This window comes from Hydrogenovibrio sp. (assembly GCF_049975065.1).
Taxonomy (GTDB): domain Bacteria; phylum Pseudomonadota; class Gammaproteobacteria; order Thiomicrospirales; family Thiomicrospiraceae; genus Hydrogenovibrio.
Window position 1 is genome coordinate 1 of record NZ_JBNGDN010000071.1, and the last position, 10305, is coordinate 10305.

At 51.1% G+C, this 10305-nt stretch carries 9 protein-coding genes and 1 pseudogene; 4 read left to right on the top strand and 6 right to left on the bottom strand.

Annotated elements, in window-relative coordinates; genetic code table 11:
- The 6 genes and pseudogenes from ACP5D0_RS08295 to orn all read right to left on the bottom strand — a co-directional run.
- A pseudogene (locus tag ACP5D0_RS08295) lies at positions 1-1251 on the bottom strand (hypothetical protein); the annotation flags it as partial.
- A gap of 63 nt (positions 1252-1314) precedes the next feature.
- Positions 1315-2178 (bottom strand): ExeA family protein, encoded by an 864-nt coding sequence (locus tag ACP5D0_RS08300; RefSeq protein WP_472365219.1) that lies wholly within the window; start codon positions 2176-2178, stop codon positions 1315-1317.
- A 203-nt stretch (positions 2179-2381) separates the two neighbouring features.
- Positions 2382-3398: a ketol-acid reductoisomerase gene (ilvC, locus tag ACP5D0_RS08305; protein ID WP_472365221.1), complete on the bottom strand. Its 1017-nt coding sequence runs from the start codon at positions 3396-3398 to the stop codon at positions 2382-2384.
- 60 nt (positions 3399-3458) lie between these two features.
- Positions 3459-3950 carry an acetolactate synthase small subunit gene (gene ilvN / locus ACP5D0_RS08310; RefSeq protein WP_472365222.1) on the bottom strand — a complete coding sequence of 164 codons (492 nt, stop codon included), beginning with the start codon at positions 3948-3950 and terminating at the stop codon, positions 3459-3461.
- Positions 3951-3961: 11 nt separating this feature from the next.
- The gene (locus ACP5D0_RS08315) at positions 3962-5665 is read right to left on the bottom strand and encodes an acetolactate synthase 3 large subunit (RefSeq protein WP_472365224.1); all 1704 of its coding nucleotides are present in this window, start codon (positions 5663-5665) and stop codon (positions 3962-3964) included.
- Between the two features lie 387 nt (positions 5666-6052).
- Positions 6053-6610 carry an oligoribonuclease gene (gene orn / locus ACP5D0_RS08320; protein ID WP_472365225.1) on the bottom strand — a complete coding sequence of 186 codons (558 nt, stop codon included), beginning with the start codon at positions 6608-6610 and terminating at the stop codon, positions 6053-6055.
- 109 nt (positions 6611-6719) lie between these two features.
- Here orn and ACP5D0_RS08325 point away from each other — a divergent pair, with 109 nt between their 5' ends.
- The 4 genes from ACP5D0_RS08325 to ACP5D0_RS08340 all read left to right on the top strand — a co-directional run bounded on the left by ACP5D0_RS08325 (position 6720) and on the right by ACP5D0_RS08340 (position 10305).
- Positions 6720-7976, top strand: a complete 1257-nt coding sequence (locus ACP5D0_RS08325) for a M48 family metallopeptidase (RefSeq protein WP_472365226.1) — start codon at positions 6720-6722, stop codon at positions 7974-7976.
- A 92-nt stretch (positions 7977-8068) separates the two neighbouring features.
- Positions 8069-8422, top strand: coding sequence for a 4a-hydroxytetrahydrobiopterin dehydratase (locus ACP5D0_RS08330; protein ID WP_472365227.1), 354 nt, complete (start codon positions 8069-8071; stop codon positions 8420-8422).
- 57 nt (positions 8423-8479) lie between these two features.
- On the top strand, positions 8480-9508 hold the full coding sequence (rsgA, locus tag ACP5D0_RS08335) for a ribosome small subunit-dependent GTPase A (RefSeq protein WP_472365229.1): 1029 nt from the start codon (positions 8480-8482) through the stop codon (positions 9506-9508).
- Positions 9509-9636: 128 nt separating this feature from the next.
- The gene (locus ACP5D0_RS08340; RefSeq protein ID WP_472365230.1) at positions 9637-10305 is read left to right on the top strand and encodes an ABC transporter ATP-binding protein; all 669 of its coding nucleotides are present in this window, start codon (positions 9637-9639) and stop codon (positions 10303-10305) included.

A 10305-nucleotide genomic window follows, 5' to 3' on the forward strand; every position in this document is an offset into this window, starting at 1 on the left:
CTTCAAGAGCGCTGTCTGATTATTCATCGCCATGATTTTGGGGCTGGACAAGACCTTGGTATCACCAAACTGCTGCAACAGTTTGATGCCGAGCGAAAAATCCCAGGCACCGAGAGAGGCGAGGTTAATAGAGAAATTCGGGTCGGTTGACAAGTTTTTGCCGAGCATACTCTGGGTAATCGATGCCGAACCGGAACCGCTCGATGTCACCGCACTCCAGTCCACACCGGCCTGGTGCTGATCATTTAACGCCACCTCCACCACCGTGGCTTCAATCAGCACCTGTTTATGGGTTCGGTTCAATGTATCCCGCAAATAACGGGCGATTTGCTGATGCTGCCGCTGATTGGTGTAAACCGTTAGCAACCCCGCTTCCTTATTCACCACCACATTGTCCACTTCTTCCGACGTGGTGGACACCAACGTCTCCCGTGATCGGGTTTCCACCCCCTCGGTATAGGCCTGCATTCGCCACTCGGCTTCCGGTAAATTCTGACCCGCCCGCTGGCGATCATCGTCAAACGATCGCAACTGAGAAACGGTTTTCACCGGCTTGATTTCCAGCTTGGCCATGGCGGACACATTTTCTTCCAGTGTGACCCAAAAATCACTCACCGCTGTGGTGTCTAGTTTAAATTCGCTGCTCTGATTGCCGCGATTCATATTAAAGCCTTCAAGGGTATTTCCCACCGACATTTTCATCACCGTCGTGTCCTGAATGCGCTTGGTGACATTCACGTAATCCACTTCGTAGCTTTTCCAGAAAGGCGTATCCGGCTTGACGGTAATTACATCGCCGTCCACCTCGTATAGCACATCCAGTTGCTGCGCCACTCGCTGTAAAATCTGCTCCAACGGCTGATCGATGGCATTAATAGTCACACGGCCACTGACGGATGCCGATAAATCCAATTGCATACCGGCCGTTTTGGCAAGGTTAAACAAAAGTTCTGCGGCGGGCACCTTTATGGCGGACACACTGTAGCGCTTAATATCGACCATCTCAGACGGATTCACATTAATGGCCTCATCCGTCACCAAATCCGGAATCACGGCCGGTGACGGTACCACCGTTTCCAGTGGTGGTCGTGAGTTTAAGTGGCCTTTCGGTTGAAACCGGTTCTCCACCGATTCAGCGGATTCGTTGCCCTCATCTGCCGACGTTTTTTGCCCACCGAGACCGCTGCAGGCACTGAGCCAGAAGACTAAAGCGGATACCATTAAAATATGACGGCTTGTCGAATTATTCATCCATGAATCCCTTTGTTCTCCACCTTTGCATTGACTCAGGTTTAGTCGAAATTGACGCGCAACTTAGCCCGCTTCTCCCAGCCAACCCATACTCAACCCATACCAACTGGTGATGGACAGCAGCCCTACCAAACTCACAGCCACAAACCATCCAACCCCTCCGCGCACCCGATGACGACCTTCCAGCACCTGAAAGTGTCTGCGGTGCAACACTCTGTCGCCTCGTGAAAAGGCCGCCATAAGCAATTTATCCGCGCAAAGGTTAATCGCACGCGGCAGACCTTTTGATAGGCGTCGAATCCGACGAGCGGTTTTCAAAGAAAACACATCCGCCTGCAGGTAACCCGCCACACGCATTCGGTAATTCAGATAGGCCATCACTTCCATGCTATTCAAAGGTTGCAACCGAAATTGATGCACCACACGGTCTTTTATCGGCCGCAACCGCACATCGTTCAAAGTGGCTTCCAATTCGGGCTGACCAAACAAAATCATTTGCAGCAGTTTATCGTCATGGGTTTCAAGGTTACTCAACAAACGTAATTCTTCCAGGGTATCCGGCACAATGGCTTGTGCTTCATCCACCAGCAGAATCACCCGCTGACCAAGGCAGTGCTGATCAATCAGAAACTGCTGCAAAAGGCGTGTCAAATCTTGCTGAGTGTCATTTGCGGTAACCGGCAGCGCCAATTCAAGACAAATCAACTTCAAGAGTTCATGCGCATTTACATTGGGCGACGTTAGCTGCACTGGCCGATAGTCTTTCGGCAAGGAATGCGACAACAAGTGCAATAAAGTGGTTTTACCAACGCCCACTTCTCCGATGACGGTCATCAAACCATCCCCGCGACGCACAGCAAACAGCAACGCCTGCAGCAGGGTCTCACGATCCGCCTGCTGATAGAAAAAAGCCAGGTCTGGCGACAATTTGAAAGGACGCCTTTTCAAACCAAAAAAGTCACAGTACATCTACTCAGCCACCCATCGCGAGCCGCTCGCTACTAAAACACCGCGGTCACGTCACGTTTCTATAAGCACAATATATTATCACATTATCAGCCTTAGGATTTATACGGACACAAAAAAACCTGCACAAGGCAGGTTTTTAATGGGTCAAGAACAAAAACGGATCAGTTTTTTTCTTGGTCAACGATTTTATTGGCCGAAATCCAAGGCATCATTGCACGCAACTTACGCCCGACCACTTCGATACCATGCTCTTCGTTCAAACGACGCTGCGCCGTCATGGACGGATAGTTGGATTGACCCTCCAAAATGAATTGCTTGGCATACTCACCGGTTTGAATATTTTTCAGCGCTTGACGCATGGCTTCACGCGACTCGTCGTTAATCACACGAGGACCGGTCACATATTCACCATACTCGGCATTGTTGGAAATGGAATAGTTCATATTGGCAATACCGCCTTCAAACATCAAATCCACAATCAATTTCAACTCATGCAAACATTCAAAGTACGCCATTTCCGGTTCATAACCGGCTTCCACCAAGGTATCGAAACCGGCTTTCACCAATTCCACTGCACCACCGCACAGTACCGCTTGCTCACCGAACAAATCGGTTTCACACTCGTCACGGAAGGTGGTTTCGATGATACCGGTACGACCACCACCAATCGCTGAGGCATAAGACAAAGCGATGTCTTTCGCTTTACCGGATGCATTTTGCTCCACGGCGATCAAATCTGGAATCCCGCCACCGCGAACGAATTCGGAACGTACCGTGTGACCCGGCGCTTTCGGTGCGATCATCACCACGTCCAAATCCTTACGCGGCTCGATTTGGTTGTAGATAATGGCAAAGCCATGAGCAAAGGCCAATACCGCACCCTGCTTGATATTCGGCTCGATTTCTTCGCGATACAACACCGATTGAAATTCATCCGGCGTCAGAATCATGACCAAATCCGCATTGGCGACCGCCGTGGCCACATCCGCGGTTTTCAAACCATACCCTTCCGCTTTCTTGATGGAAGCGGAACCGGCACGCAAACCAACAGTGACGTCCACACCGGAATCCTGCAGGTTGGCGGCGTGCGCATGGCCTTGTGAACCAAACCCGATAATCGCCACTTTCATGCCTTTGATGATGGACAGGTCACAGTCTTTGTCGTAATACACTTGCATTGTTTTTCCCTAAAAGTAAGTTAATTGTAAAAATAAATCTTATGGTTTATGGAGATGGCGTTACAGGTGAAGCGATTTTTCGCCACGCATCAGGCCAACCGCGCCGGAACGCACCATTTCCACAATTAAACCATTGTCAATCGCATCAATGAACGCGTCCAGCTTTTGGGTTTCACCCACTAATTGAACGGTATAAATACTGGCGGTGACGTCCACAATGGTGCCACGAAAAATATCGCACAAGCGTTTGATTTCTTCACGCATGGCACCGACCGCTTTCAGCTTCACCAACATCAATTCACGCTCGATGTGCTGCCCTTCGGTAATATCCACCACCTTAATCACATCAATCAGGCGGTTTAAGTGTTTGACGATCTGCTCGATTTGCTGATCGTCTCCACTGGTGACCAATGTTAGCCGGGATGCGGTTTCGTCATTGGTGGGCGCTACGGTCAAGGCATGAATATTGTAACCGCGTGCAGAAAACAGCCCCGCCACGCGCGACAGCGCACCGGATTCGTTTTCAATCAACATTGAAATAATATGTTTCATTCGTCTCCTCCCTACACCAAAATCATTTCGTCAAGCCCCGCACCGGCGGGAATCATCGGATAGACGTTTTCCTGCTGATCGGTGACGATGTCGATAAAGACGAAACGGTCTTTGTATTGATCGGAAAAGACTTCTTCAAGCTGCTGGCGCATGGTTTTTGGATCATCAATACGCACGCCGACATGCCCATAGGCCTCGGCCAGTTTCACAAAATCCGGCAGCGAATCCATATAGGACATGGAATAGCGGCGGTCATAGAAAAACTCCTGCCACTGGCGCACCATGCCCAAGAAACCGTTATTCAGACACACCACCTTGATCGGCAAACCGTATTGCAGGCAGGTTGACATTTCCTGGATATTCATTTGCACGGATCCCTCCCCCGTCACACACACAACGGTGGCGTCGGGAAAAGCGGCCTGAACCCCCATTGCGGCTGGCAAACCAAAGCCCATGGTGCCCAAACCGCCGGAGTTGATCCAACGACGCGGCTTGTTGAACTGATAGTATTGCGCGGCAAACATCTGATGTTGCCCCACATCCGAGGTGACATAGGCATCGCCTTTGGTGACTTCCCACACCGCTTCCATCGCCGCTTGCGGCTTGATTTTGTGCCCCACCTGGTCGTAACGCAGGCACTTGGTCGCACGCCAAGCGTCTATCTGCTCCCACCAGTTGGCCAGAGCCTCTGCATCGGGCACGGCTTTGCTTTTACTCAATAACGCCTGCATTTCCAACAAGACTTGCTTGACCGGCCCGACGATTGGAATGTCCACCACCACGTTTTTGGAAATGGACGCTGGGTCAATGTCGATGTGAATGATCTTGGCATCCGGGCAGAATTTTTCCAGGTTACCGGTCACTCGGTCATCGAAACGTGCACCGATGGCAATAATCAAATCGGAATGGTGCATGGTCAAGTTGGCTTCATAGGTGCCGTGCATGCCCAGCATTCCGACAAACTGTCTGTCTTCCGCTGGATAAGCGCCCAACCCCATCAGGGTATTCGTGACCGGAAAATTCAACGTTCTGGCCAATTCGGTCATGGCTTCGGAAGCCCCGCCCAACACCACACCGCCACCGGTGTAAATAATGGGTTTTTTCGCTTCCAGCATCATGTCGATGGCTTTTTTGATTTGTCCGCTATGGCCTTTTGTTACAGGTACATAGGAGCGCAAACTGACTTCTTGTGGATATTCATAGGAGCTTTTGGCATTTTGGACATCTTTCGGGATGTCGACCACGACCGGCCCGGGTCTGCCGGTCGTTGCGATATAAAACGCTTTTTTGAGCGTGATCGCGAGGTCATTGACATCCTTGACCAAGAAGTTGTGTTTGACAATCGGTCTTGTAATCCCCACCGTATCGATTTCCTGGAACGCATCCAGACCAATCATGTTGGTGGCCACCTGGCCGGTGATGACAACCATCGGAATCGAATCCATATAGGCTGTCGCAATACCCGTCACGGTATTGGTGGCACCCGGCCCGGATGTCACAAGAGCGACCCCTAGTTTACCTGTAGAGCGCGCGAACCCGTCTGCCGCATGCACTGCGGCCTGTTCATGACGGACCAGCACGTGTTTGATTTTACGTGCATCCGTGTCCAAGGCATCATAGATGGGCAAAGCCGCCCCGCCAGGATACCCCCAAATATGCTCTACGCCCTCATCTTCCAAATAATGTACAAGAATCTGGGCACCAGTTAATTCCACAACAACGGTCCTCCGTTTTTCATCAGAATTACCAGGTCTGGTGATTCTGATCCATTCAATTAAATTCAATCAAGATCCGACTTACCCGATCCTTTCGGCTTTCATACAAAGCGAAATTCAAAGGGTAAGCTTTTGATTATACCCAAATGAAGTTTTTTTAGGAACCTTTGATTGAATCCAGTTGAGGATCGCGACGCCACCCTGCGAACCCCGAGCGCTTCGTTTCTGCGGGGTTCATAACCCAACCCGGAAACGTCATAAATCATGCGCCCTTTCGCTTGTCCTCCGATGCCACACGACATCAAACGGTCAGAGGTCAACCGGAGGTCAAAAGTTTCTGTATTTGCCCTTGGTGGCTGCTGTTGCCAGGTGAAAGCAGCGGCCGGTTCAGACCCCGTGAAAGTCAGGTCGAAAAAGCTGTTGTCGGTAATGCTTCAACTCGTCAATGGACTCGTAAATATCGTCCAGAGCCAAATGCGCCCCTTTTTTTGTGTAGGCCGAATAAACACTTGGTGCCCAGCGTTTGGCCAATTCTTTTAATGTGGAGACATCCAAATTGCGATAATGAAAAAACACTTCCAGCTCCGGCATTTGTTCAATCAAAAACCGTCGATCCTGACAAATGGTGTTGCCGCACATGGGCGACTTTCCTTTCGGCACAAAGTCCTGCAAAAACGCCAGCGTCTGCAATTCCGCTTCACGCATGGAAATCTCGCTTTCCTGCACACGCCGAGTCAGGCCGGATTGGCCGTGATGCGTGGTGCACCATTCATCCATGCCGTCCAGATAATGCTGCTCGGTCTGAATCGCAAACACCGGCCCTTCGCCCAGCACATTCAATTCGGCATCCGTTACCACTGTGGCGATTTCGATAATCTGATCGGTTTTGTGATCCAAACCGGTCATTTCCAAATCAATCCATATCAAATTATTTTCAGACTTCATCGCTACACTCACTGAACCTTTTAAACTAGAATAGTCGTTAGTTTAAACCTTATCGCCACAAGCCACAACGCGCAAGGGCGCTTGCTAACCGAAATCAAGGTCACATTTCATGAGCTGGATCACTGTTTTATTCATCACCACCCTCTCGTTAAACTTGCTGATTGAATTATGGCTCAATGTCAAAAACCAATTCCACATTGGCCTGAATCGCGACAAGGTGCCAAACGCATTTGAAGCCGCTGTCACCCTGGAAGCGCACCAGAAAGCGGCCGATTACAGCCGTGCCAAACTGCAACTGTCACGTTTTATTTTGTTTTTCGATGCCGCCGTATTGCTGTTTATGACCCTCGGTGGCGGCTTTCAACAGATATACGATTACTGGCTGGCGACCGAGCTGACCCCCATCTGGCGTGATGTCGGCTTTTTGCTGTCCACCTTTTGGTTTTTATCGTTACTGCACCTGCCCTTTGCGGTCATCGCCACCTTTAAAATCGAAGAGGCTTTTGGGTTTAACAAAATGACCGCCGGCAAATTCATTTCCGATCTTCTGAAGCAATGGCTGCTGGGGCTAGTCATTGGCCTGCCAATGCTTTGGGGCGTGCTCAGCATTATGAATGCCTATTTTGACCAGGCCTGGTGGTTTTACATTTGGGTGCTCTGGGTGGCGTTCAACCTGGTTTTGCTTTGGGCTTATCCAAAGTGGATTGCACCGATTTTTAACACCTTCACCCCGCTGGAAAACGGCGAAATGAAACAACGTATCGAAGCCCTCTTGGAACGCACTGGATTCGAATCCAATGGCATTTTTGTAATGGACGGCTCCTCGCGCTCCGGTCACGGCAATGCCTACTTCACCGGCTTTGGCAAAAACAAGCGCATCGTCTTTTATGACACCTTGCTGGCATCGCTGACGCCGGAAGAAGTGGAAGCCGTGCTCGCGCATGAACTGGGACACTTCAAACACGGCCACATTAAAAAGCGCATGATTGTGTCCTTTGCATTGAGCTTTGTCGGTCTGTTCATTCTGGGCTGGCTGGCCAAGCAACCCGAGTTCTACCTCGGGCTGGGCATGACGTCCGAAACCCCTGCAACTGCGCTGCTGCTGTTTATGACCGTTGTTCCGGTGATGTTCTTTTTCTTGGGGCCGATTAGCGCCCTCAAAAGCCGTAAACACGAGTTTGAAGCCGATGCTTTTGCGTCGCGCACCACTGGGTCGGCACCACTGATTTCTGCTTTGCTGAAAATGTACCGTGACAACGCCAGCAGCCTGACACCGGATCCAGCCTACTCCGCCTATCACGACAGTCATCCGCCAGCCAAGATCCGCATCGATCATTTAAAATCGCTTGAAAATCGCCAGGCCTGACCCCATAACATTAAGGCTTACCCGAAGCGCCCTGTTCGGGTTAAGCGGCACATAAAACGCCAAATAGACGCCAAAACACAGGAAGCCAAACCATGACACAACCCCAGCAAGAAGACATGCCTCTAAAAGACCAGTCCTGCGTTGACATCGAAAAAGGCCATAAAGCGCTTGTTATCCCCACCATCGAAAGCCACTTATCCCAAATGCCAGGCTGGGATGTCCCATTGGACTATCAAACGCTCGTCAAAACGTTTTCGTTTAAAAACTATCACCAAACCGTCGCCTTCGTCAACGCCATCACCTGGGTCGCCCACAAAGAAGATCACCACCCAGAGCTCTGCTTCGGCTACAATCAATGCAAGGTCATTCTCACAACGCACGCGATTAAAGGGCTCAGCCAAAACGACTTTATCATGGCCGCCAAAATCGACGCTTTGCTCGATTAATTCATTGCTCCTTTAAATAAAGAGCAACACCCCCCACCCTCATACAAAGAATCCCAAGTGGCAAAACGCAAACTCAACCAACACCAACAGCGGCGCGTTCATCAAAAACAAGCACGCCAAACCACAGCCGCCCCCAACGATGGTGACCACAGCGCTCTAGGCGAAAAACAACCCGGCCTGGTGATTACCAACTTTGGCAAACGCCTGCTCGTAGAAGGCGACGACGGGCAGGTTTACAACTGTGCCGTTCGACAGCATCTTGGCAAGCTGGTGGCGGGCGACCGAGTGCGCTGGCAAACCGATCGCGAACCCCACTCAGGCGTGGTCATCGCCGTCGAACCACGCCACCAAGAACTCAGCCGCCCCGGATTCCGCGGGCAAAAACGAATGGTGGCGGCCAATATCGATCTACTGGTGATTGTCACCCCCATTGAACCGGGCGTGCATCCCGACATGATTGACCGTTATCTGGTCACCGCCCATCAAATGCAACTGCCCGTGCTGATTCTGATCAATAAAATTGACCTGATCGATTCCGACGAACACTGGGAGGCCATTGCTGAGTTGCTGCTTCCCTATGACGAACTGGGGCTGGAGATTCTACCCGTGTCCGCCGACAGCGGTGACGGGCTTGATGAACTCAAAACGTTTCTGACGGCTAAAAACAGCGTTTTTGTCGGCCCATCCGGCGCGGGTAAATCGTCACTCATCCAAACCCTGATTCCCGACATCGACATCAAAACCAGTGAATTGTCGGAATCGACAGGCCTAGGCAAACACACCACCACCAACAGCATTCTCTACCACCTGCCAGTGGACAAGACCGAACCGCTCGGTTCAGCCGGCAACATCATCGACTCACCCGGTGTGCGTCAATTCAGCCCCGCGCCTTGCGAACTGCATGAACTGGAAGCCGCCTATCCCGACTTCGCACCCTACCTCGGACAGTGCAAATTCAATAACTGCACCCACACCACGGAACCCGACTGCGCCATCCGCCAAGCGGTCGAAGCCGACGCCATTCACTTTTCGCGCTACCAAAGTTTCCAGCGGTTACGCGAAGAATTTGCCGCCGCCGCTCGCTAGCAGGATGCGACCCACCTTCGGAGCCGCTTTCTCAACCGGCTTCGAAATCCCCTAACTTTTTATCCTTTTTGATATTGTAAATTACTCTCATTTACTTTAATATTGTTACCACATTTATGACTTCTGGGATGGAATCACACATGGTGGCACTGGATAAAATCTGCATTAACTTAGGTCAACAAGCCTTATTCAACGATTTTACACTGTCGTTTTCAGCCGGTGAAATCATCGGTCTGCTTGGACCCAGTGGCTGCGGCAAAACCACGCTATTGCGTTCCATTGCAGGCTTCACCCCGATTCAATCCGGCGTCATTACCGTCAACGACCGCTGTGTCGCCTGCGATGGCCAATCCCTACCACCGGAAAAACGCAATATCAGCATGGTCTTCCAGGATCACGCGCTTTTCCCACACCTGACGGTAGCACAAAACATCGCCTTCGGCCTACGTAATCTGTCCAAAACCGAACAATCCAAACGGGTGAACGAACTGTTGACCATGATTCGCCTCACGGAATTAGCTGAACGTTATCCGCATGAAATTTCCGGCGGCCAACAACAACGCGTCGCCTTGGCACGTGCTCTTGCCCCCAAGCCGGCGCTGGTATTACTGGACGAGCCGTTTTCAAACCTGGACCCTGAGTTGCGTCGTGGCTTGACCGCAGAAACGCGACAATGGCTCAAACAGGAAAATACACCGGCCTTACTGGTGACCCACGACGAATCGGATGCCAAGGGCCTCTGCGACCAGTATGGCACCCTAACCGCCACTCACATCCAATTCCGGCAAGCCGCTTAA